General features: G+C 72.4%; 26 protein-coding genes. 8 read left to right on the forward strand and 18 right to left on the reverse strand.

The window, feature by feature from the left end; all coding sequences use genetic code 11:
- Positions 1–239 precede the first annotated feature (239 nt).
- Positions 240–3,299 carry a LamG-like jellyroll fold domain-containing protein gene (locus tag ACGFMK_RS27190; protein ID WP_392768736.1) on the forward strand — a complete coding sequence of 1,020 codons (3,060 nt, stop codon included), beginning with the start codon at positions 240–242 and terminating at the stop codon, positions 3,297–3,299.
- Here the strand turns inward: ACGFMK_RS27190 and ACGFMK_RS27195 are convergent.
- The 5 genes from ACGFMK_RS27195 to ACGFMK_RS27215 form a co-directional block, all read right to left on the reverse strand.
- On the reverse strand, positions 3,289–3,951 hold the full coding sequence (locus ACGFMK_RS27195; RefSeq protein ID WP_392768739.1) for a hypothetical protein: 663 nt from the start codon (positions 3,949–3,951) through the stop codon (positions 3,289–3,291). The genes ACGFMK_RS27190 and ACGFMK_RS27195 overlap by 11 nt on opposite strands.
- Positions 3,948–5,171, reverse strand: coding sequence for a 2-isopropylmalate synthase (locus tag ACGFMK_RS27200; protein WP_392768741.1), 1,224 nt, complete (start codon positions 5,169–5,171; stop codon positions 3,948–3,950). The genes ACGFMK_RS27195 and ACGFMK_RS27200 overlap by 4 nt, the downstream gene beginning before the upstream one ends.
- 392 nt (positions 5,172–5,563) lie before the next feature.
- Positions 5,564–6,772: an RNA polymerase sigma factor gene (locus ACGFMK_RS27205; protein ID WP_392768744.1), complete on the reverse strand. Its 1,209-nt coding sequence runs from the start codon at positions 6,770–6,772 to the stop codon at positions 5,564–5,566.
- Positions 6,769–7,122 (reverse strand): YciI family protein, encoded by a 354-nt coding sequence (locus tag ACGFMK_RS27210; RefSeq protein WP_392768896.1) that lies wholly within the window; start codon positions 7,120–7,122, stop codon positions 6,769–6,771. The genes ACGFMK_RS27205 and ACGFMK_RS27210 overlap by 4 nt, the downstream gene beginning before the upstream one ends.
- 5 nt (positions 7,123–7,127) lie before the next feature.
- Entirely contained in the window at positions 7,128–7,856 is a 729-nt protein-coding gene (locus ACGFMK_RS27215; protein ID WP_392768746.1) for a dihydrofolate reductase family protein, read from the reverse strand.
- A gap of 146 nt (positions 7,857–8,002) precedes the next feature.
- Here ACGFMK_RS27215 and ACGFMK_RS27220 point away from each other — a divergent pair, with 146 nt between their 5' ends.
- Positions 8,003–8,815 carry an Fpg/Nei family DNA glycosylase gene (locus ACGFMK_RS27220; protein WP_392768749.1) on the forward strand — a complete coding sequence of 271 codons (813 nt, stop codon included), beginning with the start codon at positions 8,003–8,005 and terminating at the stop codon, positions 8,813–8,815.
- A gap of 48 nt (positions 8,816–8,863) precedes the next feature.
- Here ACGFMK_RS27220 and ACGFMK_RS27225 read toward each other — a convergent pair whose 3' ends face one another.
- Entirely contained in the window at positions 8,864–9,580 is a 717-nt protein-coding gene (locus ACGFMK_RS27225) for a hypothetical protein (protein ID WP_392768752.1), read from the reverse strand.
- Between the two features lie 818 nt (positions 9,581–10,398).
- Here ACGFMK_RS27225 and ACGFMK_RS27230 point away from each other — a divergent pair.
- Together ACGFMK_RS27230 and ACGFMK_RS27235 are read left to right on the forward strand one after the other, a co-directional pair.
- Positions 10,399–12,021 carry an FAD-dependent monooxygenase gene (locus ACGFMK_RS27230; protein WP_392768754.1) on the forward strand — a complete coding sequence of 541 codons (1,623 nt, stop codon included), beginning with the start codon at positions 10,399–10,401 and terminating at the stop codon, positions 12,019–12,021.
- Positions 12,022–12,254: 233 nt separating this feature from the next.
- On the forward strand, positions 12,255–12,875 hold the full coding sequence (locus ACGFMK_RS27235) for a DUF4230 domain-containing protein (RefSeq protein WP_392768756.1): 621 nt from the start codon (positions 12,255–12,257) through the stop codon (positions 12,873–12,875).
- 141 nt (positions 12,876–13,016) lie between these two features.
- On the opposite strand, the gene ACGFMK_RS27240 is transcribed toward ACGFMK_RS27235, so the two are convergent.
- Together ACGFMK_RS27240 and ACGFMK_RS27245 are read right to left on the reverse strand one after the other, a co-directional pair.
- The gene (locus tag ACGFMK_RS27240) at positions 13,017–13,619 is read right to left on the reverse strand and encodes a GNAT family N-acetyltransferase (RefSeq protein WP_392768759.1); all 603 of its coding nucleotides are present in this window, start codon (positions 13,617–13,619) and stop codon (positions 13,017–13,019) included.
- A 330-nt stretch (positions 13,620–13,949) separates the two neighbouring features.
- Complete coding sequence (locus tag ACGFMK_RS27245; protein ID WP_392768760.1) at positions 13,950–14,468, reverse strand: lytic polysaccharide monooxygenase auxiliary activity family 9 protein; 519 nt, start codon at positions 14,466–14,468, stop codon at positions 13,950–13,952.
- Between the two features lie 286 nt (positions 14,469–14,754).
- Between ACGFMK_RS27245 and lexA the strand changes: the two genes are divergently transcribed.
- Positions 14,755–15,411 carry a transcriptional repressor LexA gene (gene lexA, locus ACGFMK_RS27250; RefSeq protein WP_392768763.1) on the forward strand — a complete coding sequence of 219 codons (657 nt, stop codon included), beginning with the start codon at positions 14,755–14,757 and terminating at the stop codon, positions 15,409–15,411.
- Between the two features lie 12 nt (positions 15,412–15,423).
- Here the strand turns inward: lexA and ACGFMK_RS27255 are convergent, their stop codons facing one another.
- The 4 genes from ACGFMK_RS27255 to ACGFMK_RS27270 are packed head-to-tail and all read right to left on the reverse strand — an operon-like array spanning position 15,424 to position 18,665.
- The gene (locus ACGFMK_RS27255; protein ID WP_392768766.1) at positions 15,424–16,632 is read right to left on the reverse strand and encodes a cytochrome P450; all 1,209 of its coding nucleotides are present in this window, start codon (positions 16,630–16,632) and stop codon (positions 15,424–15,426) included.
- A 25-nt stretch (positions 16,633–16,657) separates the two neighbouring features.
- A complete protein-coding gene (locus tag ACGFMK_RS27260) occupies positions 16,658–16,849 on the reverse strand; it encodes a ferredoxin (protein WP_323327211.1) in 192 nt (63 codons plus the stop codon).
- The gene (locus tag ACGFMK_RS27265; RefSeq protein ID WP_392768768.1) at positions 16,849–17,496 is read right to left on the reverse strand and encodes a TetR/AcrR family transcriptional regulator; all 648 of its coding nucleotides are present in this window, start codon (positions 17,494–17,496) and stop codon (positions 16,849–16,851) included. The genes ACGFMK_RS27260 and ACGFMK_RS27265 overlap by 1 nt, the downstream gene beginning before the upstream one ends.
- Complete coding sequence (locus ACGFMK_RS27270) at positions 17,493–18,665, reverse strand: cytochrome P450 (RefSeq protein WP_392768899.1); 1,173 nt, start codon at positions 18,663–18,665, stop codon at positions 17,493–17,495. Before ACGFMK_RS27270 ends, ACGFMK_RS27265 begins: the two co-directional genes overlap by 4 nt.
- A gap of 164 nt (positions 18,666–18,829) precedes the next feature.
- Between ACGFMK_RS27270 and ACGFMK_RS27275 the strand changes: the two genes are divergently transcribed.
- Both ACGFMK_RS27275 and ACGFMK_RS27280 read left to right on the forward strand, forming a co-directional pair.
- Entirely contained in the window at positions 18,830–20,284 is a 1,455-nt protein-coding gene (locus tag ACGFMK_RS27275; RefSeq protein ID WP_392768772.1) for an MFS transporter, read from the forward strand.
- 61 nt (positions 20,285–20,345) lie between these two features.
- Positions 20,346–20,468 carry a hypothetical protein gene (locus ACGFMK_RS27280; RefSeq protein WP_392768775.1) on the forward strand — a complete coding sequence of 41 codons (123 nt, stop codon included), beginning with the start codon at positions 20,346–20,348 and terminating at the stop codon, positions 20,466–20,468.
- A gap of 417 nt (positions 20,469–20,885) precedes the next feature.
- On the opposite strand, the gene ACGFMK_RS27285 is transcribed toward ACGFMK_RS27280, so the two are convergent.
- Complete coding sequence (locus ACGFMK_RS27285) at positions 20,886–21,152, reverse strand: response regulator transcription factor (RefSeq protein ID WP_392768777.1); 267 nt, start codon at positions 21,150–21,152, stop codon at positions 20,886–20,888.
- A gap of 105 nt (positions 21,153–21,257) precedes the next feature.
- Complete coding sequence (locus ACGFMK_RS27290; RefSeq protein WP_392768779.1) at positions 21,258–22,298, reverse strand: zinc-binding dehydrogenase; 1,041 nt, start codon at positions 22,296–22,298, stop codon at positions 21,258–21,260.
- A 51-nt stretch (positions 22,299–22,349) separates the two neighbouring features.
- On the opposite strand from ACGFMK_RS27290, the gene ACGFMK_RS27295 reads away from it, so the two are divergent.
- Positions 22,350–22,925, forward strand: coding sequence for a hypothetical protein (locus tag ACGFMK_RS27295; RefSeq protein WP_392768782.1), 576 nt, complete (start codon positions 22,350–22,352; stop codon positions 22,923–22,925).
- On the opposite strand, the gene ACGFMK_RS27300 is transcribed toward ACGFMK_RS27295, so the two are convergent.
- From ACGFMK_RS27300 to ACGFMK_RS27315, 4 genes are all read right to left on the reverse strand, one after another.
- Positions 22,922–23,878 (reverse strand): VOC family protein, encoded by a 957-nt coding sequence (locus ACGFMK_RS27300; protein ID WP_392768785.1) that lies wholly within the window; start codon positions 23,876–23,878, stop codon positions 22,922–22,924. The genes ACGFMK_RS27295 and ACGFMK_RS27300 overlap by 4 nt on opposite strands.
- Before the next feature lie 10 nt (positions 23,879–23,888).
- Positions 23,889–24,944 (reverse strand): 4-oxalomesaconate tautomerase, encoded by a 1,056-nt coding sequence (locus ACGFMK_RS27305; RefSeq protein ID WP_392768788.1) that lies wholly within the window; start codon positions 24,942–24,944, stop codon positions 23,889–23,891.
- Entirely contained in the window at positions 24,941–25,645 is a 705-nt protein-coding gene (locus ACGFMK_RS27310; protein WP_392768791.1) for a 4-carboxy-4-hydroxy-2-oxoadipate aldolase/oxaloacetate decarboxylase, read from the reverse strand. The genes ACGFMK_RS27305 and ACGFMK_RS27310 overlap by 4 nt, the downstream gene beginning before the upstream one ends.
- A gap of 258 nt (positions 25,646–25,903) precedes the next feature.
- Entirely contained in the window at positions 25,904–26,578 is a 675-nt protein-coding gene (locus tag ACGFMK_RS27315) for a GntR family transcriptional regulator (protein ID WP_392768794.1), read from the reverse strand.
- Positions 26,579–26,587 lie beyond the last annotated feature (9 nt).

A 26,587-nucleotide genomic window follows, 5' to 3' on the forward strand; every position in this document is an offset into this window, starting at 1 on the left:
GCGACCACCGGACCGGGCACCGCCCGGTCCCCCGGCCCATCGCACGACGGTCGTGACGCGGCCGGCAAAGCCGCGGTGAACACCGGGTTCGACTCCCGGGTGGGCCTCGCCACGCTGCCTGCTCCGCGGTGCGGATCAACCGGTACCGATCCTGGACCGTGGTGTTCCCTTTTGAGTGATTCTGAGCGATAGTGGTCGAGTCTGAGTTTTACAACGTTGTAAACCTGCGGGAGGACGCGATGCGCGGGCGACTGACCTGGGGAAGTCTCTGGCTGGCCGCGGCGGCCCTGCTCGCGCAGGCGGCGCTCGGCGGTGTCGCCGGCGCGGCCGAAGACACCGCCCGCCCGGCACCCGGGGGCGGGACGCACTTCCTCGACCACTCCGCCGCCCTCGCCGGGTACTCGGATCCGGCCTGGTACGAGGCGAACATCCCGTTCGTGGACCTGCCCGACGCCACGATGCAGAGCGTCTACTACTACCGCTGGCGCGTCTTCAAGGAGCACCTGCGCTACACGGACACCGCCGACGGCTGGATCTCGACGGAGTTCCTCGACTGCTGCGGTTACGCCGCGCCTTACCAGGCGATCAACGCGGCGGCCGGGCACCAGCTGACCGAAGGACGCTGGCTGCGCGACCCGGGCTACGGCCAGGACTACCTCAAGTTCTGGCTCACCGGTCCCGGCGCGGGCCCCAAGCCCGCCACGGACGACGTCAACGCCGACACCACCGACTGGGCCCACGAGTACAGCGTCTGGCTGGCCACCTCGGCCTACGGCCAGGCCCAGGTGAGCGGCGACTTCGCGCCGCTGCGCGAGCTGCTTCCGTCTCTGGTGCGCCAATACCGCGGCTGGGACAAGCAGTTCAACGCCGACCTCGGCCTGTACTGGTCGGTTCCGGTGTGGGACGCCATGGAGTTCTCGGCCTCGTCCTACGAGTCGCCCGAGCCGTACCACGGCGGCGCCGGTTACCGCCCGACGCTCAACTCCTACCAGTACGGCGACGCCGTCGCGATCAGCCGGATCGCGGACGCCGTCGGCGACCACCGGCTGGCCACCGAGTACGCCCAGCGCGCCGCCGCGCTGAAGGGCGCGCTGCAGAAGTGGCTATGGGACCCGAAACGCGGCTTCTACTACGCCATGGCCCGTGACGACAACCCGGACCACCGGCTGTCCGGCAGCCGCGAGCAGATCGGGTACCTCCCGTGGATGTTCGGCGCCGCCCAGCCCGGCGACGCCTCGGCGTGGTCCCAGCTGCTCGACCCCAGCGGATTCGCGAGCGCCTACGGGCCGACCACCGCCGAGCGCCGCAGCCCGTTCTTCATGAAGGACGCCGGCTCCTGCTGCCGCTGGGACGGGCCCAGCTGGCCCTTCGCCACCTCGCAGACCCTCACCGGTCTCGCCAACCTGCTGGACGACTACCCGGCCCAGCGCACGGTGTCCAAAGAGGACTACGCGGCCGCGCTCGCCACCTACGCCCGGACGCAGACGAAGAACGGCAAGCCGTACGTCGCCGAGGCGCACGACCCGGACCGTGACGCGTGGATCTACGACGGCCAGAACCACAGCGAGGACTACAACCACTCGACCTACACCGACCTGGTCCTGTCCGGGCTGCTCGGCCTGCGCCCGCAGACCGGCGACACGCTCGACGTCCGGCCGCTCACACCGTCCACATGGGACCACTTCGCCGCGGAAAACGTGCAGTACCACGGGCACAACGTCACCGTGCTGTGGGACCGCGACGGCAAGCACTACGGCCAGGGCGCCGGGATGCGACTCTACGTCGACGGACGGCTCGTCCAGCGGTCGGCGACCCTGCGGAACACCACGATCGACGTCGGCCGCACGCTGGTCCCCCGGCGCAACGACCTCGTCAACGACGCCGCCAACCCGCTGCGCACCGGATACCCCCGGCCGATCACCTCGTACACGTTCCCCGACGACAACGCGTGGAACGCCCTGGACGGCAAGGTCTGGTACCACGAGGTGCCCGAGAACACCCGGTGGACCAACTACGCCTCACCGAACGCGAACGACTTCTACGGCGTCGACTTCGGCGCGCCCACCCCGGTCGGCGACATCCGCTGGAACGGTTACGACGACGGCGGCGGGGTCAGGCCGGCCGCCGCCTACCGCCTGGAGTACTGGACGGGGTCGGCCTGGCAGGAGGTCCCCGGCCAGGTCCGCGAACAGGCGAGCCCGGTGGGCAACGGCGTCAACCGGATCACCTTCCCCACCCTGACCACCAGCAAGGTCCGGCTCGTGTTCACCAACCCGCCGGGCGCCTTCGTCGGCGTCACCGAGTTCCAGTCCTGGACGCCGTCGAGCCCGGACGCGCGGATCGCCGTCGGACCCGCGAACGCGAACGGCGTCATCACGGTCAGCCGGAGCACGCCGCTGACCGTCACGGTCCACAACACGACGTCGAGCCAGCTCGTCGCCCCGCGGGTGAGCCTCGCCGTGCCGGACGGCTGGGCGGCGGTGCCCACCGGACGGCCCGCCGCCACGATCCCGCCCGGCCAGTCGCGGACGTGGAACTTCACCCTGTCGGCACCCGCGGGCGCCGAGCCGGGGAGCGCCGCCGCGTTGACCGCGACGGTGTCCTATCGCGGGCCCGGCGGCCGCGCGGAAAGCACGCACCAGCGCCAGAACCTCCAGATCGCGCACCCGGCCGGGCAGCAGAACCCGGTCGGTGCTTGGAACCTCGACGAAGGCAGCGGCACCGTCGCCCACGACAGCGCGGGCACCCACGACGCCACCTTGACCGGCACGCCCGGGTGGGTTCCCGGCGTGGCCGGCACAGCCCTGCAGCTCGACGGCTCGAGCCAGTACGCGGAAACGAGCGGTCCCGTCCTGGACACCACCGGGAACTACTCGGCCGGGGCCTGGGTCCGGCTGGACCACACGGGTTCGTGGGCCACCGCGGTCAGCCAGGACGGCAACCCGAGCAGCGCGTTCTACCTCCAGTACTCGGCGGCCGACGACCGGCTGGCGTTCTCGACCAGCTCGGGCCGGGCTCTGTCGGACGTCGCCCCGCAGCCGGGCCGCTGGTACCACCTCGTCGGGGTGCACGACGCCGACGCCGGTACGTACGTCCTCTACGTCGACGGAGTGGCGCAGGCCAGGACCTGGAGCCAGGCCGCCGGCGACGCCGCCCCCGGCCCGCTGGCCATCGGCCGCGCCGTCTCCGGCGGCGGCCACAGCGACTTCTGGCCCGGCAGCGTGGACGGTGTCCAGGTGTGGAACCGGGCGCTGACCGCGAGCGAGGTCAAGGCGGCCGCTACCGCGCTCACGCCCTGACGTAGACGGATCGCAAGCGCGCGAGGTAGCCCTCCGGACCGCCGTGCTCGCGGTCCTGGGCGCCGGAACGGGTGTGCGTCAGCGTGTGGTTGCGGCCCACGCGCAGGGTGGTGGTCGCCGCGCGGCCGGCGGCGGGCGCGTCGTCGGTGGCGTCGGTGGCGTGGAGGACGTGCACGTCCGGCGGGAACATCGCCCGCGCTTCGGCGGGGGACGCCACCGGCGGGTGCCCGGTGCGGTTGGCGCTGCTGACGTGCAGGGGCCCGGCGCCGGCCAGGATCGGGCGCAGCGGGTCCCAGCAGGCGCCGAACACCAGGGCGTGGCCGTCACGGGTGGCCGGCCGTGCCCGATCCGGCACCCGGCCGCGTACCAGGGGCAGCAACAGCGTCACCCGCTCGCGCACCAGGAGTTCGCGGGCGAACACCCGGGTGGCGTCGTCGAGGTCGAGGACGGCGGCGAAGTCGGCCCAAGGCTCGTCGCCGACGAGCCACAGCGCGACGGCCTGGTCTGCGGGACGGCCTTTGGCGGTGTTGACAACGCCGGGCGCGGTCGCGGCGACCACCGAGGTCAGCGGGTGCGGGTTCGGGAACACGACCGCCGAGCCCGCCCCCAGCGCGCCGGCGGCCGCCGCGATCGCCGGGCCGAAGACCGTCACGACGCCGGGACCGGCGCGGCCGCGCGGAACGCCTCGACGAACCCGGCCAGGTGCTCGGCGGGGATGACGGCCTCGTTGCGGCGGAACGCCTCGGCCTTCACCCACTCCAGCGCCGCCGCCGTCTCCGCGCGGTCGAGCACCAGGCCGGCCCGTGCGGCGACCGCGCGCAGCACCCGGGCGCTGGCCAGGTGGGTGAGCACCACGGTCGGCTCGATACCCAGCACCGCCGGGTCGAACGGCTGGAACGTCGCCGGCCGGACGAACGGCGTGCCGGTGGAGATCGTCCCGACGCCGGTGCCGACGATCGGGGTGGTCACCGAAAGCGGCACGCCCGTCTCCGACGACACCGCGCGGGCGATCGCGGGAAGCCGGGTCAGGTCGGGTGCCGTGTGCCAGAGGCCGGCGTCGCCCAGCAGTTCGGTGGTGCGGTGGGCGAGCAGGAACAGGAGCTGCTCGGTGGCGACCATGCCGCTGCGCTCGGCGACCCCCAGCCAGGAGCTCGACACGACCCGGACGCCGGCCCGCACCGCGGCCAGCGTGTTCGCCAGGCCCAGGCCGAGGTCGTTGTGCAGGTGCGAGGCCAGGACGACGTCCCCGCTCACCCGCTCGGCCAGTCCACGGAACAGCTCGGCACAGCGCTCGGTGAGCAGGTCGCCGGTCGTGTCGGCGATGACGATCACCCCCGCGCCGGCCTCGGTCGACGCGTTCGCGGCGCTCGCCAGCACGCCGACGTCGGCGCGGGGCGCGTCCGCGAGACACACGTCCGGGATGACGCCGGTACCACCGTCGCGCACCGCGTGGACCAGCGTGACGGCCTCGGCCAGCGCGTCGGCGGCGGGACGGTGGACCATCGCGTCGGCCATCTCGTCGGACGCGGGCACCACGATCAGCACCCGGGCGTTCGGCGCACCCCGGACCGCGTCGCACGCCTGCCGCACGTCGCGGGCGGTGGCCCGGCAGACCGCCGCGGGACTGACGGACCCGGCCGCCGCCAGCGCGACCCGGCGGGTGGCGGCGAACTCGTCCGCGCACACCGCGGGGAACCCGGCCGCGAACACCACGTGCCGCGGCCCGTCGGCCCCGAAGATCCGCCCCTGTTCGCGGGCCAGCCGGACGCGGAAGTCCGCGCTCATCAGGGTTTTGCCCTGCGCGCCGTCGCGGGCCGACTCCTCCCAGAGCACCAGCCGCCCGCCCAGCGCGGATTCCCGGACCAGATCCATCCTCGTGCCCGCCCTCCCCCAGCGTCCGGACGAGTCCCGGAGGCGAAGACCAGTGAACGGGCCGCGCGCGGACGGCGTCAAAGGGCCCGGCGAAGGTTCCGCCGGAAGACGGACGCGTGCTCGGCGCAGCGTGAGGAAACGCCGGCGGTGACGCCGGTTCCGGCGTGGTCGTCAGCCGATCGGGGGTTCCTTCGGCGGCGCCGCGCTCGCACGTACCGCATCGGAGGGAACAGCCAGGAGACGTTCACGTCGTAACCCCAGCCGAACGTCTTCGGCGTGAAGAACCGCCGGTCGTGCGGCTCGATCGGCCGCTTTCCCTCGTCGGGGGTGCCGACCACGACCATCACCTGCCCGGCTCCGAGGTACCCGGCCCGCACCGCGGCCGAAGCCGATCAGCCGCCCAGGCGCGCGGCGCGGGTCAGCAGGTGGCGCCGCTCGGGTTCGCTCGTGGTGCGCCGGGCCGCCTCGTGGTAGCCGGCGCGCGCGGCGTCGTGGTCGCCGGCCAGCTCCAGCAGGTGGGCCCGGACGGACACGAGGTGGTGGGACGCGGCGATGCGGTCGTCGGCCGAGACGGCGTCGAGCAGGGCCAGCCCGGCCGCGGCGCCGTGCACCTCGGCCACCGCCACCGCCCGGTTGAGCGTCACCGCCGGGTTGGGTGCCACCTTCTCGAGAACCGTGTAGAGGGCCAGGATCTGCGGCCAGTCGGTCGCTTCGGCGGTGGGTGCCTCGTCGTGGACGGCGGCGATGGCGGCCTGCAGCTGGTACGGCCCGATCGGGCCGCGCGACAGGGCGCCGGTCACCAGCGCCACGCCCTCGGCGATGGCTGCGGTGTTCCACACCGTCCGGTCCTGCTCGCTCAGCGGCACCAGCGACCCGTCCGGAGCCGTGCGGGCCTCGCGGCGGGCGTCGGTGAGCAGCAGCAGGGCCAGGAGCCCGGCCACCTCGCCGTCGCCGGGGACCAGCCGGTGCAGCTCGCGGGCCAGCCGGATCGCCTCGGCCGTCAGCTCGGCCCGCACCAGGCGTGTCCCCGACGTGGCCGTGTAGCCCTCGTTGAAAACGAGGTAGACGACCTGGAGCACCACGCCGAGCCGCCGCGCCCGCTCGGCCGGCGGCGGCAGGGCGAAGGCGGCTCCGGCCGCCTTGATCCGGTGCTTGGCGCGGCTGATGCGCTGCGCCATGGTCGCCTCGGGCACGAGGAAGGCCCGGGCGATCTCGGCCGTCGACAGGCCGCCGACGGCGCGCAGGGTCAGCGCGATCTGCGACGACGGGGTCAGCGCCGGGTGGCAGCACAGGAACAGCAGCGTGAGGGTGTCGTCGCTGTCGGCGTACGCCTCGCCACCGGCGGGCGTGCGGAGGGCATCCGCCTCCTCCCGCCGGCGACGGGCGACGTCGCTGCGCACCTGGTCGGCGAGGCGGCGTGTCGCCACCGTCACCAGCCAGGCCCGGGGGTTCTCCGGCCACCCCTCGACCGGCCACTGGGCCGTGGCCGCCACGAGCGCCTCCTGGACGGCGTCCTCACAGGCGTCGAACTGGCCGTAGCGGCGCACCAGCGCGCCGAGCACCTCCGGCACCAGCCGCCGGACGGCCTGCCACCCGGTCACGGCTCGACGTTGGCCTCGTGCATGAGCGGCCGGACCTCGACACCCCAGTGGCGCGCCGACGGGTTGCGCGCGGCGATCTCCAGGGCCCGCTCCAGGCTGTCGCAGTCGAGGATCGTGAAGCTGCCCAGGTACTCCTTGGCCTCGGCGTACGGGCCGTCGGTCACCACCGGCGTCCCGTCGGCGACCCGGACCATCTTGGAGTTCATCTGGTCGGCCATGCCGTAGGCGCCGACCAGCTCACCGGACTCGAACAGCTCCTGGTTGAGGGCGTCGGTCTCGCGGATGAGCTCGGCGAGGGCCTCCGCACCGATCGAACCGAAGGCTTCCTCGTTGCCGTAGATCAGCAGCATGTACTTCACAGCGCGCTCCTCTGCTCCGCCTGGGCCGGTCCGACCAGCTCGCCGCTGGCGCCGCGATCGTCCAGCACCAGCTTCGACCGCCCGGTGACGGTATAGCGGATGTGGGTGACCCCCGGCGACTCGACGACCCGCTCGGGGACCAGCTCGATGCCGTCGTCCGCGCCGAGGCCCAGCCCCGGGCCGAACAGGTGCTGGCCCTCGCCCAGCAGCACCGGGGCGATGTGCAGGTCGAGCTGGTCGAGCAGCCCGGCGGCCAGCACCTGGCGCAGGAGCTCCCCGCCGCCGGACACCGCGACGTCCTTGCCGCCGGCGGCGTCCCGGGCCAGGTCGATGGCCCGTTCGAGCCCTTCGGTGACGAAGGTGAAGGAGGTGCCGCCCTGGCGTTCGAGCACCTCCCGGGGCCGGTGGGTGACCACGAACACCGGGGCGTGGAACGGCGGCTCGTCACCCCAGGGGACCTCGCCGGCGTCGAACATGCGCCGGCCCATGACGTAGGCCCCGGCCGCCGCGAACGTCTCCTCGACGATCTCCGAGTCGACCGACCGCTCGCCACCGGCGAAGCCCTGCCGCTCGCGCCAGGCCGCGGCGTCGACGGCCCAGCGGGTAACGCGGAAGAACCCGGGTGCTTCCGGGCCGCGCATCCAGCCCTTCGTGTCCTGAGAGGCCCGTGGCCCGGTGTAGAAGCCGTCGAGGGACACCGACATCTGGGCGGTCACCTTGGTCATCGTGCGTGCTCCGTCTCGTGGTGGCGGCCCCGTTTCGGCCGCCGCTGCCCCTGAGTCGGAGCCGGCCGTCCGTTCTCGACATGCCTCGGCGAGAATTCTGTAAGCTCGAGCGAGAACGACCGTTCTCAGGTGGACGGAGAGGGACGATGCCGGAGCTGCCCGAGGTGGAGTTCGCCCGCTCGGTGCTCGAACGCGCGGCGCTGGGCCGGCGGATCACCGGCGTCGACGACTCCGACGGTTACGTGTGCCGGCCGCACCGGCCCGGCCAGATCCGTGACGCGCTCGTCGGGCGCCGGCTCGTGGCCGCACACCGGCGGGGCAAGTCGATGTGGTGCGAGACGGACGGCGGGCCCACGCTCGGCCTGCACCTGGGCATGTCCGGGAAGATCGTGGTGGCGGATCCGGACGGGACGGAGGTCGACGGCGGGGACTACTGGGAGGGCCGGCGCGTGCCCGGCGACTACCGCTGGTCGCGCTTCTCCCTGACGTTCGAAGACGGCGGCCGCCTGATGCTGGTCGACCCCCGCCGGCTGGGCCGGGTGGTGCTCGATCCCGCGCTCGACGCCCTCGGCCCGGACGCCGCGACCATCACCGCCGCCGAGTTCCGCGCCGCCGTCACCAAGGGCACCGCGCCCCTCAAGGCCCGGCTGCTGGACCAGAGCGCGATCGCCGGGATCGGCAACCTGCTCGCGGACGAAATCCTGTGGCGCGCCCGGCTTCATCCCCTTCTTCCGGTCGACGAGCTCGCTCGCCCCGACGTCGAGCGGCTCCTGCGTGCCACCCGTGGCGCGGTGTCCGCCGCGCTGCAACACGGTGGCGTGCACACCCTCGACGTCATCCCGTTCCGGAAGCCCGGCGCGCGGTGCCCGCGCGACGGCGCGCCGATGGTGCGGGGCAAGGCCGGCGGGCGCACCAGCTGGTGGTGCGGCGCGGAACAGGTGATTTCTCGCGTCGGGTGAACTGGACCGGTTGATTGAGCACTGCGGTCGCTGAACCACGACGGCCTGCTACTTGAGCACGCTGACTGCGCGGGCGATGACCAGCAGGGACGTCAGCAGCGCCGCGACGCTCTGCACCGCCATCAGCACCTTGGCCCGTGACGACAGCGGCATCGTGTCCGTGGGACTGAACGCCGTCGAGTTGGTCACCGACACGTACAGATAGTCGACCAGCGTCGGCACCCAGTCGGCCTTGACGCTGGAGCCGTCGGCGACTTCCTCGACCGTGTCGGCGTTTTCGTCCTGGGAGAACCGGAAGTCGGCCAGGGGCAGGTCGGCGCGCCCGGACTGGGTGCGCTTGACCGGGCCGCCGCGGTCCAGTTCCCAGTAGGCCAGGCCGAACGCGATCACGTTGGTCAGCCACACCTGCAGCGCGCCCAGCAGCAGGGCCTGGCCGCTGTCGGCCGCGCCGGCGATCAGGTCGTGGACGAGCAGCGCCAGGGCCCCGAGGTTGGTGACCGCGATGACCAGGACCAGCGTCAAGGACAGCACGCGGGAAAGCCGGGTCTGCCGCGTGACGCGCCGCGGGTTGATCGCGATCAGCGGCACCAGCAGCACGAACTCCAGCGCGGGCACCACGAACCGGGGTCCGACCAGCAGCTGTTCCGGCAGGGCCAGGTAGAGCGCGATGGCCACGAGGGTCGCGACGGCGGCCGGCAGGCGGGCCTCCCCGCGGCGCTTGTGCCGGGGGTGACGGGTCGACGCGGCGGCACGGTCGGCTGGCATGGCGGCGGCTCCTCGCGGACGGCCGCTGACCGGCCCTGTTCGTCGGGGCGCCAGCCTAACGTCCGCCCGCCACCCCGGCAGAACGCCAAGATCACCCGTCCGGCCAACAACCCCGCCGGTGTGCGGGCTGGCGGGCAGCGATTCCCTGCCCCGGCCGAGAAGAGCGGCCGGTTGTGGGGAGGCCCGGTTCCCGCGGGCGTCGGGCGGCTGTTCTTCACCGCCGACCCCGGCGTCGACGGCGGCCTGGACCGGTTCGACAACCCGATCAAGATCGTCTACGTCGTGTTCGTCCCCGGCTACGACCGCGGCGCGGCGCCCGCAGGGGGGTTCCCGGTCCGGGCCTTCGCCTGGTCCGCCACCTACAGCGGACCCACCAGCGGACGGACGACGACGCGGTGCTCGCCCTCGACCCGGTCGACGGCCACCACGTCGCCGGTACACAGGACATCTCGTTCGGAAGGCCACCGTCCCTTGTGGACACCACGATCCTCGGCCACCCGGTGTCGCGGCCGGCGGGCGGCGAAGCGCTGGTCTCCTGCGCGAGGCCCTGGAAACCAACTCGGTCGCGTCCGCGTGGCGGACGGACTGCGATCTGGCCGGCGGCTCCAGCGGCGGCCCGTGGCTGCGGGACTTCGACCCCGGCACCGGCAGGGCACCGTTTTCGGCGCCACCAGCCGGGGCACGATGACCGAAGGCGGCGTCACCCTCGACCTCACGAGCGCCGCGTTCACCGACCCGTACGCGAGCTGTACGAGCGAGCCGGAGACCTCTGAACCCCGCTATACACTTCCGGCGCAGCCGACCCGCGGGAGCCCGTCATGACGAGTAGCACCGAACCTGCCGCCGAGGTGGAGACCACGGAGGTCGTCATCGCGGGCGGCGGCCCGGTCGGCCTGACCCTCGCCCACGAACTCGGCTCCCGGGGCATCGGCTGCGTCCTGCTGGAGCCGCGGCCGGAGCCGAGCCTGGCGTCCCCGCGGTGCAAGCAGATGAACCCCCGGTCGATGGAGATCTTCCGGCGCCTGGGCATCGCCGGCGCGGTGCGGGACCACGCGCGCCTGCCGTTCGGCTGGTCCGACTCGGCCGTTTTCTGCACCTCGCTCACCGGCCACCAGCTGGAACGCTTCGACGGCGTCTTCGCCCTCAGCGACGTCCAGCGGGCGGAACTGGCCGAACCCGCCCTGTGGAGCGCGCAGAACCACGTCGAGTCGGCCCTGCGCGACACCCTCGCCATGCGGGAGACGGTCAGCGCGCGCTGGGGCTGGACGGTGACCGGTGCCGAGCAGGACACCACCGGCGTCACCGCCACCGCGACGGACGAGGCGGGGCGCGAGCGCGTGGTGCGGGGCCGGTACCTCGTCGGCGCCGACGGTGCCCGCAGCGCCGTCCGGCGGGCGTGCGGCATCCCGCTGACCGGGCGGAGCCACGAGATCCGCAACGTGCAGGTCATCTTCGACGCGCCGGGCCTGTCCGCCCGCCACGACCTGGGCCGCGCCGTGCAGTACTGGGTGGTCGACCCCGAGGTCAACGGCCTGATGGGCACGCTGGACACCGAAGACCTGTGGTGGGCGATCATCATCAACGCCCCGGACGGCGCCGACGCCGCGTGGTGTGCACGGGCGGTGCACCGGATGATCGGCGCCGAGGTCCCGATCACCGTCACCGCGACCGATCCCTGGACGGCCCGGATGCTGGTGGCCGACCGCTACCGGGAGGGGCGGTGTTTCCTGGCCGGGGACGCCGCGCACCAGAACCCGCCGTGGGGTGGGTTCGGCGCCAACACCGGCATCGGGGACGCCGCCGACCTCGGCTGGAAGCTCGCGGCCGCGCTGCGCGGCTGGGCCGGCGCCGAGCTGCTCGACTCCTACGAGATCGAACGCCGTCCCGTCGCGCAGCGCGCCATCGCCGAGGCCGAGCGGAACATGCGGGTGCTGACCGGCGAACTGGCCTTGCCGGGGCTGGACGACGACGGACCGGACGGCCGGGCCGCGCGCGCCAAGACCGCGGAACTGATCCGGCAGGCCAAAACGGCCGAGATGTACACCCTCGGTTTTGTGCTCGGCACGGCGTACCCCGACTCCCCGGTGGTCGTCCCCGACGACGGACCCGCCCCGGTCTCCCCCGGTTCGGAGTACCGGCCGTCCGCGGCCCCGGGCAACCGGCTGCCCCACCAGTGGCTCGGCCGGGACCGGTCGCTGCAGGACGAACTCGGCCCCGGCTTCACGCTCCTGGAGGTCGCCGCCCCGCCCGCGCCCGAATGGGAAACCGCCGCGGACGGCGTGCCGGTGAAACGCCACCGGCTCAACCGGCCGGACCTGCACGGTCTCTACGGCGCCCGGTACGTCCTGGTCCGGCCCGACGGGTACGTCGCGTGGCGCGGCGAAACCACCCCCGCCGACCCGCGCGCGGTACTGGACCACGCCCGCGGCCACCGGAGCTGACCGGTCACCGGGTCCAAAGAGGACTCCGAACGCCGGGCACACGCGCCCATCGAGTGGTGCACCTGCCCCGTCGACGACCGGTGACCCGCGGCCGTGGTACGCCGTTCGGCCGACTGGCCCACCGCGCTCCGGCATCCGCTCACCTGCCATCCCCAGCGCCCGGAATCGCTTAATCCCGCGCCGGCTTGGGTATTCCTCCCGGTATGGGTGCATGGGGCAAGAAGCTCGTCATCATGGCTGTGGCAGTGGTGGTCCTGGCGGGCGCGGTGCTCGTCGGTTCGGCTGTACACCTGCTACCCCAGTTGCGCAATCCGTTCGCCGAACACACCGAGGAGCACTCCGGCCCGGTGCTGCTGCAGTCGATCGTCGAACTGTCGCGCTACGAGGCCGCCAGCGGTTCGTTCCAGGTGGTCGTCGACATCACGACCAGCTCCGCCCTGCCCAGTTTCCTCGTGGGCAGCGACACGCTGTTCATCGGCGTCGGCACGGACAACGCCTTCGTCGACTTCTCGAAGTTGAAGGGCGACGCGGTCAAGGTCTCCGACGACCGCCAGTCCGCCACGATCACCCTGGGGCACGCGCAACTCGAGCCGGCGACCCTGGACGTGCACGAATCCCATGTGTACGCGGAGTCGCAGGGCCTGTTCACGAAGATCAACGACTTCCTCAGCGGAAACCCCAACTCGCAGCAGGCGCTCTACGAGCTCGCCCAGAAACAGATCCAGGCCGCGGCCGCGAAGAGCACGCTGATCGCCGACGCGGAGCGGAACACCAAGGCGATGCTGGTCGGCCTGCTGCAGTCCCTCGGCTTCAAGACCATCACGGTCAACTACGCGGAGAACCCCGCCGGCTGACTTGCGGCGAAAGGTTTGCCCACCGAGGGCTCGTTCGTGCTGCCCGATCCGCCCACGGCAAGCTCATGCCCGCGATCCGCGCGCCCGAGGGGCGGCTCCACTTCGCCGGCGAGCACACGGGCCCAACGATGGTTCGATGAGCTACACGCTCGAGTCCGGCGTGCGGGCCTTCGTGGAGCCGGCGGTGGCCTGAACCACCCAGTGGTGCTTGCCGATCCGGCGGTCGCGGGTGAACCCGTGCCGCTCGAAGAGCGCGACGGTGCCGTTGTGGAGGAAGGACGCGGACACCTTGCGCCCTTCGGTGTCTTCGGGGAAGCTCTCGACGGTGCCGCCGCCGAGCCGGGCGATCTCCGCCAGCGCACCGCCGAGCGCGGCGTCGGCGACCCCCGCCCGGCGACGGGTCTTGTCGACGAAGAAGCAGGTGATCCGCCAGTCCGGCGGCTGGCCCGGTTCGGCCTCGTAAGCCCGCCGGTGCTTGATGCGCGGGAGTTCCGCCGGCGGCCCGAACTGGCACCAGCCGACGCAGTTTTCGCCGTCGTAGACCAGGGCGGCGTGGGCCCGCCCTTCGCGCACGCGGGTTTCCTTGGCGGCGCGGTTCCCCTCCGGCGTGTGGCCGCGGCCGACGCCTTCGACGTGGAAGCCCATGCACCAGCAGCCGCCCCAGACGCCGTTGTTGCGCTCGACGAGCGCGGCGAAGTCCGGCCAGGTCGTTTCGTCGAGCGGTTTCACCCGCAGGTCCGCCATGGTCCGCTCCGGTCGGGAAGGGTCCTGTTCGGACCGGCCAGAGTAGACGACATCGACGCGATCTTCAGCGCGGACCGCCGCGGCGCCCCGGATTGGCCACCTCACCGCCCGGAGTAGCCGAATCGCCCACGGGAACGGCCAACACGGGCGTGCAGCAGGGACAGCGGACCCCCGTCGTCGGCGCGTTGGCCACTACTGTCGGTGTGTTGGCCGCTGCGGGCGGAGTGTGGCCACTCCGGTCGGCGAGTTGGCCGTTCCGGTCGGCAGAGAGCCGGGCATCGGCGGGGTGACCGGGCTGCCCGGGGCCGCGCACCCCGGGCAGCCCGGGGCTCAGCCCACCTGCAGGTCGATGCAGGAGTAGAACGCGTTGGCCGTGTCGGCGATGTTCCACACCGCCAGCACCGTCTGGCGTCCGGTGTGGCCGCTCAGATTCACCTGGTGCGAAACGGTTGCCGGCGGCTGCTGGTTGTTGCCGGGGATGCTGGCGACCTTCTCGCTGCCGATGTAGTAGTCGTAGCCGGCCGTGCTGTGGCGGGCCGTGAAGGTCCACGTGAACGTCACCGTGGTGCCGACCGGCGCGGCGTTCCAGCCCTTGTTGTTGTCGTTCAGCTCGGCGAACTGGGCGTTGCCGCCGTTGCAGGAGGTCAGCCCCTTCGGGCCCTCGACGCTCTGCGGTTCGTACTTGATGTCCCCGCAGGACACCGTGCCCTGGGCGCACTGCGCCTGCCGGCTGGCCGGCGCGTTGACGTAGCCGTGCGCGCTCGCGATTCCCGCGGGATTGACCAGCACCAGCACCGGTGCCAGCAGCACACCCGCGGCGGCCGCGACCAGTTTCCGGTTCGCTTTCATTCCAGCTCCTTCGGGGACGGGCTCGCCTTCCCGCCGCCGGGCACGACGGAACCGCGGCCCGGGCCCCGCTGGGAGGACCGCCGCGCCGGGAAGGTGTTCGAGCGAAGGAAATTTATGGTCTAGACCATAAGGCCAAACCGGACATCGGTCAACAGGTGCCGAGGTCTCGTCTCATGTTGGTCAGTCGCCAACCACTGGTTGCTGTTCCGGTGAGCGGGACTCACCCGATCGTGGCGAGCCGGACCGGGCGACGGGACGCGAAGCGCCTGCCACTAGGATTGCGCCCGTGACCACCTACGACGTCGATCCGTTCGAGCACCTGGACGCCACCACCCTGCCCGAGCGGCAGCAACGGATCCTGGTCGCGATCCGGGACTGCGTGGTCCACCACGGGTATTCGCCGAGCAGCCGGGAGATCGCGGAGATCGTCGGGCTGCGGTCCTCGTCGTCGGTGTCCAAGCACCTGGCGGCGCTGGAGGACAAGGGCTACCTGAGCCGCGGCGGCTCGGTCGCGCGCCAGCTCGACGTGCGCGCGTTCCTGCGTGACAGCGGCCCCCGGCCCGACAGCGACTCGGTCTCGGTGCCGGTGGTCGGCGACATCGCGGCCGGCACCCCGATCGCGGCCCAGGAGCACGTCGACGACGTGCTGAACCTGCCGCGCGACCTCACCGGCCGCGGCACCGTCTTCGGCCTGCGCGTCCGCGGCGACTCGATGATCGACGCCGCCATCTGCGACGGCGACATCGTCGTGGTCAAGCAGCAGTCGGAGGCGCACTCGGGCCAGATCGTCGCCGCGATGATCGACGAGGAGGCGACGGTCAAGGTCTTCCGCCGCCGCGACGGCCACGTCTACCTCGAGCCCCGCAACCCGGCTTACGACGTCATCGACGGCGACCGCGCGGTCATCCTCGGCACGGTCGTCTCGGTGCTGCGCAGCTTCTGACCGCACCCGGGTTCACCAGGTGACGGGCAGCTCGTAGACCCCGTAGACCGATCCATCGTGCTTGAACGGGACCTTGCCGACCTCCGTGGCCAGGGCGAGCGTCGGGATCCGGCGGTACAGCGTGCTGTAGACGACCTGCAGCTCCAGCCGGGCCAGCGGCTGGCCGAGGCACTGGTGGACGCCGAAGCCGAACGCGATGTGGCGGTGGGCGTCGCGGGTCAGGTCGAGGCGGTCGCCTTCCGGGAAGACGTCCGGGTCGCGGTTGGCGATGTCGTTCGCCATGATCAGGCCCTCACCCGCGCGCACGGTCTCGCCCGCGATCTCGATGTCCTCCAGCGCGAGGCGGCGGCGCCCGTTGTGCGTGATGTTCAGGTAGCGCAACAGTTCCTCGACCGCCGACTTGACCAGCGCGGGATCGTCGCTCTCCCGCAGCAGCTTCAGCTGGTCCGGGTGCTCCAGCAGCGCCAGGGTGCCGAGCGCGATCATGTTCGCCGTGGTCTCGTGTCCGGCGATGAGCAGCAGGACGCCCATCTGGGCCGCCTCCACCCGGGTCAGCTCCCCCGCGTTGACCCGCGTGGCGAGCCCCGAGAGCAGGTCGTCGGCCGGTTCGGCCAGCTTCTTGCCCATCAGCTCGTCGAGGTAGCCGATGAGCGCCTGGTGCCCGGCGGCGCGTTCCTCGGGCTTCGCGCTCCGCCGGATGATGACCTTGCTGTTCTCCTGGAAGAAGTCGTGGTCGGCGTAGGGCACGCCGAGCAGCTCGCAGATCACCAGCGACGGCACCGGCAGCGCGAACGCCTCGACGAGGTCGGCCGGGTTGGGGCCGGCCAGCAGCGCGTCGACCTGGTCGTCGACGATCTTCTGCACCGCCGGGCGCATCTTCTCGGTGCGCCGGATGGTGAACGGCGCGGTGACCATCCGCCGCAGCCGCGCGTGCTCCGGGTTGTCCATCAGGATGAAGCTGATGCCACTGCTGCCGCCCTTCGGCAGCGGCGCGGGGCTCGGGTAGCCGGGCCGGGAGATGTCGGCGCTGATCCGCGGGTCGGCCAGCAGCGCGCGCTGCTCGGCGTAGCGGGTCACCAGCCACGGGGTGCTGCCGTCCCACAGCTTCACCCGCTTGAGCGGGCCTTCCTCCTGCAACGCGCGCGCGGCGGGCGGCGGGTCGAACGGGCAGCCCGCGGCGCGGGTCATCGGGAACTCGGGGATGCCGAGGGTGCTGGTCATGCGGTTCCTCCACAGTGGACGCGGGTCACGAGAGTGAGATGGCCCCGGCCGGGCAGACGTTCGCGGCTTCGCGGACCGTGGTGTGCAGTTCCTCGCCGGGGTGCTCCTCGAGGAGGACGACGATGCCGTCGTCCTCACCCTGGTCGAACACGTCCGGGGCGAGCATCACGCACGTCCCCGCGCCGCAGCACTTTTCGGTGTCGACGGCTACCTTCATCAACGCTCTCCTTCATTCGTGGTGGTGACCGGGGCGAGCCAGAGACCGACGAGCGCGTCGATCAGGCCGGTCCCGGCGGCGTGCCAGCCGGCGCGCGGGGTGGGAGTTCCTTCGGCCAACGCTCGTTCGCGTTCGGCGCAGGTGTGGACCATCAGCTGACGCGCCATGTCGGCTCGCTCGGCCCGGACGTCGGCGGGCAGCGCGGGCAGGCAGGCGTGGAGGCCGCGCAGGGTCCGGTGCAGCGACGGCACGGCCAGCGCCTCTTCGACCATGATCCCGCGCAACGCCGGGTCGGTCATGACCTGCGCGCCGAACCGGGCGAACCACGTCGGGCCGGGCAGGGCCCCCAGGTGGTCGGTCGCCGGGCGGACCAGGCACGCGACCCAGGCTCGCACCGGCGCGCCGGCGGGCACCTCGCCGACCATCCGCGTCCGGGTCACCTCGATCTCCTCGGTGTGCCGCCGGGCGATCGCGCGGACCAGGTCGGCCTTGGTGCCGAAGTGGTACCCGACCGCGGTGTTGTTGCCCTGCCCGGCGGCCTCGCTGATCTGCCGGTTGGACACCGCGTAGACGCCGTGTTCGGCGAACAGCCGCTCGGCCGTCGTCAGGATCCGCTCGCGGGTGGCGTCCGCGCGGGCGGTCTTCACCACCGCACCGGCAGCTCGCGCAGGCCGCCGACGGCGAGCCCTTCGACGCGCCGCAGCTTCCCCGGTTCGACGGCGAGCGCCAGCGACGGCAGCTTGCGCACCAGCACTTCCAGGACGACCTGCAGCTCGGTGCGCGCCAGCGCCTGGCCGAGGCACGAGTGCGAGCCCGCCCCGAAGGCCAGGTGCGGGTTGGGGCTGCGGGTCAGGTCCATCTCGCCGGCGGCGGCGAACGCGCCTTCGTCGCGGTTCGCGGCCGCCATGCTGCACAGCACCGTGGTGCCGCGCGGCAGCACCTCGCCGGCGAGCTCGACCTCTTCGCCGAGGTAGCGGGGCATGCCGATGCCGGGGTTGGCGTCGAACCGCAGCGCCTCCTCCACCGCGGTGCGCACCAGCGACGGGTCGGCCAGCAGCTGCTCCCAGCGCCGCCGGTCCGACAGCAGCAGGCCGAGCATCTTGCCGATCATGTTCGCCGTCGTCTCGTGCCCGGCCACGAGCAGCGCCTGTCCGGTGGCCACCAGGATCGCGTCCGGCAGTGGCTCGGCGGCCCCGGTGATCAGGTCGCTGAGCAGGTCGTCACCGGGTTCGGCGCGCTTGGCCGTGATGTGGGCGAGCAGGTAGGCGCCGAATTCGGCCTGGGCGGCGTCGGTCTCGGCCTGCGTGTAGCGCGTGAGGTTGAGCAGGTTGTCGGACCAGTGCGCGAACTTCGCGCGGTCGGCGTCGGGCACGCCGAGCAGGTCGCAGATCACCCAGACGGGCAGCGGGAACCCGACGCTCGCCTTGAGGTCGGCCGGCGCGCCCGCGGCGACCATCTCGTCGACGAGCTGCTCGGCCATCGCGACGACCCCCGGGCGCAGCGCCGCCATCCGCTTGGCGGTGAACCACTTGCTGATCATCCGGCGCCACCGCTGGTGGCCGTCACCCTCCTGCGGCAGCGTGTTCGCCATCTCGCTGTTGAACACCCCGCCCGAGTCGGAGTCGGTGAGGCGCGCGGCGTCGGAGGCGTTGAGCAGGCGGGTGAAGCGCGGGTCGGACAGCACCTGCTTGACGTCGTCGTAGCGGGTCAGCAGGGACGCCTGGTCGCCGCTGGGCAGCCGGACGGCGGCGACGGGGCACTGCCGGCGCAGCCGCTCCCACTCGGCGGGCGGTTCCAGCGCCGCGGGGGCGGGCATCGGATAGCTCAGGACCTCGTCGGTCACCGTGCATCCTCCTCGTGGTGGGCCGTCAGTTCGTCAGCAGTCAACCGAAGGCTGCTAGGCTAAGTCAAGCGGTTGATTTAATTCGACCCGAACGCCCGATCCCTCCCCCCTTGCGTCCCCCGTTGGAGGATCCACCCGTGTCCAGACCTTCCGCTCCCGCCGCGGAAACCGCGCCGAGAACGAGCCTCGTCGTCGGCGTTCTCGCGTTCGCCGGCATCGTGGTCTCCTTGATGCAGACGCTCGTGATCCCGTTGATCCCGGCGCTGCCCGGACTGCTGCACGCGTCCGCCTCCGACGCGACCTGGGCCATCACGGCGACGCTGCTGGCGGGCGCGGTCGCGACGCCGACGGTCGGGCGCCTCGGCGACATGTACGGCAAGCGGCGGATGCTGCTGATCAGCCTCGGCGCGCTGGTCGCCGGCTCGACGATCGGCGCGCTGTCCGACACGCTGGTGCCGATGGTCGCCGGGCGGACGCTGCAGGGCCTCGCGGCGGGCGTCATCCCGCTCGGGATCAGCATCATGCGCGACGAGCTCCCGGCCGAACGGCTCGGTTCGGCGACCGCGCTGATGAGCGCGTCCCTGGGTGTCGGCGGCGCGCTGGGCCTGCCCGCGGCGGCGCTGCTGGCCGAGCACGCGGACTGGCACGTGCTGTTCTGGACGTCGGCCGGGCTCGGCCTGGTCGTCACCGGGCTGGTCGTCGCGCTGGTTCCCGAGTCACCGGTGCGCACCGGCGGCCGCTTCGACGTCCCCGGCGCGGCCGGGCTGTCGATCGCCCTGGTGTGCCTGCTGCTGGCCATCTCCAAGGGGGCCGACTGGGGCTGGGGCAGCGCGGCGACGCTCGGCCTGTTCGCCGCGGCGGTGCTGGTGCTGCTGCTGTGGGGCCGGTGGGAGCTGCGGACCCGGCAGCCGCTGGTGGACCTGCGCACCACCGCGCGGCGCCAGGTGCTGCTGACCAACCTCGCGTCCGCGGTGTTCGGCTTCGCGATGTTCGCGATGTCGCTGGTCCTGCCCCAGCTGCTGCAGCTGCCGGCGGCCACCGGCTACGGCCTCGGCCGGTCGATGCTGGTGGTGGGCCTGGTGATGGCGCCGTCCGGGCTGGTGATGATGGCGCTCGCGCCGGTGTCCGCGCGGATCTCCCGCACGCGCGGCCCGAAGACGACGCTGATGCTCGGCGCGGTCGTCGTCGCCATCGGGTACGCGATCGGCATCGTGCTGATGAGCGAGGTCTGGCACCTGGTCCTGATCTCGTGCGTCATCGGCGGCGGCATCGGCCTGGCCTACGGCGCGATGCCGGGCCTGGTGATGGCGGCCGTCCCGGTGTCGGAAACGGCCGCGGCGAACAGCTTGAACACGCTGATGCGCTCGATCGGCACGTCGATCTCGAGCGCGACGGCGGGTTTGGTGCTGGCCCAGCTGACCGTCCACTTCGGACCGGTGATTTTGCCCGCACAGAGCGGATTCCGCGTGGTGCTGGCGATGGGCTCGGGCGCGGCGCTGATCGCACTGGCCATCGCGGCGTTCCTGCCCCGCCACGTCCCGGTGGTTTCGGTGACACGGAAGCCGGAACCCGCGGCGGTGACCGGAAGCTGAGACCGAGCCGCCGCGGCGATAGCGGCTGGTTCTATTGCCCGCGCACGGCGGGTTCCCTGTGGTGCGCGCGACCTGCTTCGACACGACGCTGACCGCGCTGGCCATCGGCGTGCTCCTCGCCCGCCACGCTTCGGCGGCTTCGGTGACACGGAAGCCGGAACCCCCGGCGGTGACCGGAAGCTGAACCGGGCCGCCGCGGCGATAGCGGCCGGTTCGGCTACCCGCGCACAGCGGGTTCCTCGTGGTGCCCCCGACGGGCTACGACACCGCTGATCACAATGGCCATCGCCGCGTTCCTCCCCCGCCACGTCCCGGCGGTTTCGGTGACACGGAAGCCGGAACCCGCGGCGGTGACCGGAAGCCGAGACCGAGCCGCCGCGGCGGTAACGGCTGGTTCTACTGCCCGCGCACAGCGGGTTCCTTGTGGTGCCCCCGACGGGCTACGACACCGCTGACCGCACTGGCCATCGGCGTGCTCCTCGCCCGCCACGCCCCGGCGGCTTCGACGACACCGAAGCCGGAACCCCCGGCGGTGACCGGAAGCTGAGACCGAGCCGCCGCCACGGGTTGAACCGTGGCGGTGGTACCGGTGGCCGCCGCGTCAGTCCGCGCGGTGGTAGCGGCCCGGCTCGGCGATGCCGATCGCGTACAGGACCGCGTCTTCCCGCGAGTGGAAGCCCGCCTTGGCGAAGAGGTTGTTGATGTGCGTCTTCACCGTCGCCTCCCGCATCACCAGCCGCCGGGCGATCTCGTGGTTGCGCAGGCCTTCACCGATGAGGTCGAGGATCTCGGTCTCGCGACCGGTCATCGTGAACTTCGCCGTGACACGCCAGCCGTTGCTGATGACCGGGGCTTCCTTCAGACTCACAGACCCGACATCGGCGCGGAAAGGCCAGTCGTTACACCGGCTTCCAGCCGGCCGCGGCGCGCCCGTCGAAACCGTCGAACGCGCACCGTCCACATGGGACGTCCGTCACGGTACCAAGATCAGCCGGATCGGGTCGCCCGACTTCTCGGCCAGCTGCTTCACCGCCCGGTCCGCCTCGGCCAGCGGGATGTGCGCGCTGATCGAACGGGACAGGTCGAGCCGGCCGTACCGGGCCAGCGTGACCAGCTCGAGCACGTGCTCGCCCGACGAGCCGAAGTGCCCGAGGATCCGCTGGCCGCGCACGCTCAGGCCGGTGCTGTCCGGGAGGTGCAGCGGGGCGTCGGTGAGCCCGGTGAGCACCATCGCACCCTGCGCGCCGAGGACGCCCGCCGCCTGCTCGCGCACTGCCGCGAAGTCGAACGCGTAGTCCAGGCCGCGGCCTTCGGTCCACGCGCCGATCCGCTCGGCGAAGTCCGCCGCGGCCGGGTCGAGCGCGAAGTCCGCGCCGAACGTCAACGCCCGTTCACGGGCCGCCGGCAGCGGGTCGATCGCGACGATCGGGGCCGCGCCCGCGAGGCGCAGCACCTGCAGGCCGTGGACGCCGAGGCCGCCCGCGCCCCACACGCCCGCCGAGCTCGCCGGGCGGACCTGGGCCGTGGCGACGACCGCCGCGTACGGCGTCGACACCGCGTCCGGGATGATCGCCGCCTGGTCGAACGGAAGGTCATCCGGGATCGGGACGACCGTGTCGGCCCGGGCGAGGGCGTACTCCGCCCAGCCGCCGTCGTAGTGCACCCCGCGCACCCGCGAGCGCCGGCACGGCAGGCGCCGCAGGCAGCGGTCGCAGACGTCACAGGACTGGCCGGCCTGCAGCGTCACGCGCAGGCCGGTGGTGAGGTGCTCCGGCACGTCCGGGCCGAGCGCCTCGATCGTGCCCGAGACCTCGTGGCCGAGGGTGACCCGGCCGGTGCCGGGCAGTGTGCCGTCGATGAGGTGCAGATCGGACAGGCAGACGCCGGCCGCGGCGACCGCGATCCGCACCTCCCCCGGCCCCGGCACCGGGATCGGCACCTCTTCGACGCCGAACTCCCGTTTGTCCAGATCCAGCCGGCCCGCCAGCATCGTGTCGCCCATGCCTTCGATCACACCACAAAGATCGCCCGCGCGCGGCACACCCGGATGAAGTACGTTGCGCCGATGGGCATCCCCGACGAGTACCACGAGTTCGCGATCGCCGTCGCCGGGGCGAGCGGCGCGCTGATCGGCCTGCTGTTCGTGGCCGTCTCGGTGTCGCCGGAGCGCGTCCACCGGACGACGACGCACGCCGAGTACCACACGCGCGCGTCCGCCGCGATGCTGCTGTTCACCAACGCGCTGGTGCTGTCGCTGATGATCCTGGTGCCCGGGAGCTCGCCGGGTGGGTGGGCGGTCGCGTCCGGGGCGGGCATCCTGGTGTTCGACGCGGCGGCGACCCGGTCGCTCGTCACGGCGGTGCGGCACCGGCGGGGGCACTGGAGTTCGCTGCGCATGGCGTCGGCCCTGCTGGTGATCGCGGGCTTCGAGATCTACGCCGGCGTCCGGCTCCTCACCGAACCGGGTAACTGGGACCCGCTGCGCACGCTGTACTACGTGCTGATCGGCGACCTGGCCTTCGGCATCGCCCGCGGCTGGCAGCTGATGGACATGCGCCGCATCAGCCTGTTCTCCTCGCTGCGCACCCTGACCCACGGCGACGACGCCGACGCGGAACCGGAGGAACCCGCCAAGGACTAGACCACCGGCGGGGTGCCGTGGGTGTGGAACGACTCGATCGTCTTGAGGCCCCACGCCTGCCCCTTGGCCCGCTCGGCCTCGGTCCAGGTGACCGGCTCCCAGTCCGGCGCGAAGATCAGCCGGGCGGTCGGGTTGCACAGCTCGATGCGGTTGCCGCCGGGCTCGTAGACGTAGAGGAAGAACGTCTGCTGGATCGCGTGCTTGTGCGGGCCCGTCTCGATGTGGACGCCTGCGTCGAGGGCGATGTCGGCCGCGCGCAGGATGTCCTCGCGGGTGTCGGTGGCGAACGCGATGTGGTGCAGCCGCCCGGTCGAGCGCGTCCAGTCCGTGGTGTACACGAGGTCGTACGACTTCTGCGCGAAGTGCGTCCACTGCCCGGAAATCACGCCGTTGTCGAGCTGGATCTGTTCCGTGACGCGGCCGCCGAGCGCGTCGCAGACGAACTGCCCGTTGGCCGCCGCCTCCTGCGCCAGGTAGTTGACGTGGTCGAGGCGCCGGACGCCGGCCCCGCGGCCCGGGTAGGCCTGCGCCTGGTTCTTGAGCGCCGGCCGCAGGTGCTCGGGCGGCCGGTAGCGCTCGGTTTCCCAGTAGATCTCCAGCTCGTGGCCGTCCGGGTCGCGGAACAGGTACGTCGGCCCGATGCCGGTGTCCCCGTCGACCCAGCCGACGCCGAGGCCGCGCTCTTCGAGGGCCTTCACCCGTCGTTCCAGCGCTTCCGCGCTCGTCGCGCGCAACGCCGTGCGCCCGACGCCGGACGTCTTCGCGGCGGTGAGCTTGAGGCTGTGGTGCTCGTAGTCGTCCCACGTGCGCAGGTAGACCGCATCGCCGTCGGTGCCGTTCTCGGTCAGGCCGAGCACGCGGACGAAGAAGTCCAGGCTGCGCTCGGGTTCCGGGGTGAACAGCTCGACGTGGCCGAGGTGCGCGATCTCGTGGCGGGGCGAGGGATCGGGCATGGCGGGCTCCTCAGGAACGGGGGAAGACGGTGCCGTCGAACAACTTCCGCGCGGTGCGGAAAACCGTCGAGCGCGCCACCCGCGGTGTCCCCGACGTCGTGTCGAACTCGACGCCGACGCCGAGCGTGCCGCTCGGGTGCTCGACCTCGATCGGCTCACCGGCGGGCGGGCGGACCAGCAGCTCGTGCCCGACCGCGCCGTCGAGCAGCAGCGCCGTCACGACGCTGACCGCGCCCAGCACGCCGATCGACGGGTGCGGCTTGACCGGGATGAACGTCCGGGTGGCGATGGCACCGCCGGCGCGCGGGGCCGCGACGAGCGTCGTCTTCGGGACGGAGCTGCCGCTCACGTCGCCGAGCCCCATCAGCTTGCCGGCTTCGATACGCAGGACGTCGATGCGGTCGCCGAGACCGGTCAGTTCCTCGACCGGTTCGTAGCCGGAGACCCCGAAATCGGCGGCCCGGGCCACGACGACCGGCATCCCGTTGTCCACACAGGACACTTCGAGGCCGCCGACGTTGTCCCGGACGTTGCCGGTGGGCAACAGGCTTCCGGCGACCGAGCCCTCGGTCTCGGTGAAGTCCAGCTCCACCGGCGCGGCCGTGCCGGGCACACCGGAGATGGCAAGCGTTCCGGCGTAGTCGACCTCGCCGCCGGGGGTGGCGAACGTCGAGACCGCGATCGCGCCGGTGTTGACCAGCAGCACCCGCACGCTCGTGCGCTCACCGCCCGCGGGCACCAGGCCACGTTCGACGGCGAACTGGCCGACCCCGGCGAGCAGGTTGCCGCAGGTCTGCCGGTCGGACACGGTCGGCTCGTCGACCCCGAGCTGCAGGAACAGGTAGTCGACGTCGCGGTCGGGACCACCGGGCGGGGAGACGATCGCGACCTTGCTGGTGACGAGCTGCGCGCCGCCGACGCCGTCGATCTGGCGCGGGTCCGGGGTGCCCATGATCCGCAGCAGCAGGTCGTCGCGTTCGCCCGGGTCGGCGGGCAGGTCCTCGGCGAGGAAGTAGGCGCCCTTCGACGTGCCCCCGCGCATGAGCATGCAGCGCACGCCGGTCATCCCTGCTCCTTCTCGTACTCCTCGGCGGTGAGGTAGCGGACACCCAGCGCGTCGAGCGTCTCGCGCAGGCCGTAACGGTCGAGGCCGAGCTGGCCGCCGGCGAACGCCGCACGCGCGGCAGCTTCCTTTTCCAGCCGGGCCTGGGAAGCCGTCAAGCCCTCTTCGACGTCCTGGCGCCGGACGCGCAGCACGCCGTCGTCGTCGGCCAGGATCGCGTCACCGGGGTGGACGGTCTGGCCGCCCACGACGACCGGGACGTTGACCGCGCCGGCCGTCGCCTTGACCGTGCCCTGCGCGCTGACCGCGGCCGACCACACGGGGAAGCCCAGCTCGCGCAGTTCGGCGACGTCGCGGACGCCGGTGGTGGTCACCAGCCCGCGCACGCCGCGGTGGCGCAGCGCGGTGGCGAACAGCTCGCCGAAGAGGCCGTCCTGCGACGGCGAAGTCGTGGTGACGACCAGGACGTCACCCTCCTGGCACTGCTCGACGGCCGCGTGGATCATCAGGTTGTCCCCCGGCCAGCACAGCGCCGTAACAGCCGTGCCGCCGATCCGCGCGCCGTCCTGGATCGGCCGCAGGTGCGGGCCGAGCAGGCCGGTGCGGCCGAGCGCTTCGTGCACCGTGGCCACGCCGTACTCCGCCAGCCGGGTCACCTGCCCGACATCGGCGCGGGGTGGGTTCGTGACGATGACCGGTCTCATGCCGTCGACGCTAGAGAGCGCCGACGAAATTGTCAACAATCTTGGCGACAAATACTTCCGGTGTGCCCGACCCGCGTGTCGTCCATCCGCGTACGCGTGTCGTCCACCGGGGTACGCGTGTCGTCCGTTCCGGCACCGGTGCGCCTGCCGACCTGAACGCTCGCGTGGACCTTGATGGACGACACGCGTACTCAGACGGACGACACGCGTACGCGGATGGACGACACGATCGCTTGGCCGCTGCACGCCGGGACCAGGTCAGCGCAGGTGGGACACCTCGGCCGCGTCGGCTTCGCGCAGGGCTTCGATGACGCTCTGCAGGTGGACCCGGGCGGCTTCGGCCGCCTCGACCGGGTGGTGCGCGCAGACCGCGTCGATGATCGCCAGGTGCTCGGGCAGCGAGACCTGCGGGCGGCCGGGACGCATGGCCAGGCGGAACTGGTGGCGCACGCTCTGCCCGCGCAGCCGTTCGAGCACCTGCTCGGCGGTGCGCTGCCCGCCGATCTCGCGGACGCGGCGGTGCAGCCGCTGGTTGAGCCCGGAGTAGCCGACGACGTCGCCGCTCGACACGGCGTCGCGCATCGCCTCCCCCAGCTCGCGCAGTTCGGCGATCTCGGCGTCGGTGATGCGCTCGGCGGCTTTCGCCGCACACAGCGCCTCGAGCATCATCCGCACTTCGGAGATCTCGACGGCCTCCTCAAGGGAGACCGCGCGCACCCGCGCGCCGCGGTTCTGGACCCGCTCGACCAGGCCTTCGTTGGTGAGCTCGATGAGGGCGGACCGCACGCTGGCGCGGCTGGCCGCGAACTGGGCGGACAGATCGGCCTCGACCAGCCGCTGGTTGGGGACGAACTCGCCGCGGACGATGGCGTCGCGGATCGCGGCCACCACGGATCGTTCCGCCGGCCGCTGGTCCGCGGCAGTCTCCGTCATACTCCCACC

The organism is Amycolatopsis sp. NPDC049252, assembly GCF_043197175.1.
Lineage (GTDB): Bacteria > Actinomycetota > Actinomycetes > Mycobacteriales > Pseudonocardiaceae > Amycolatopsis.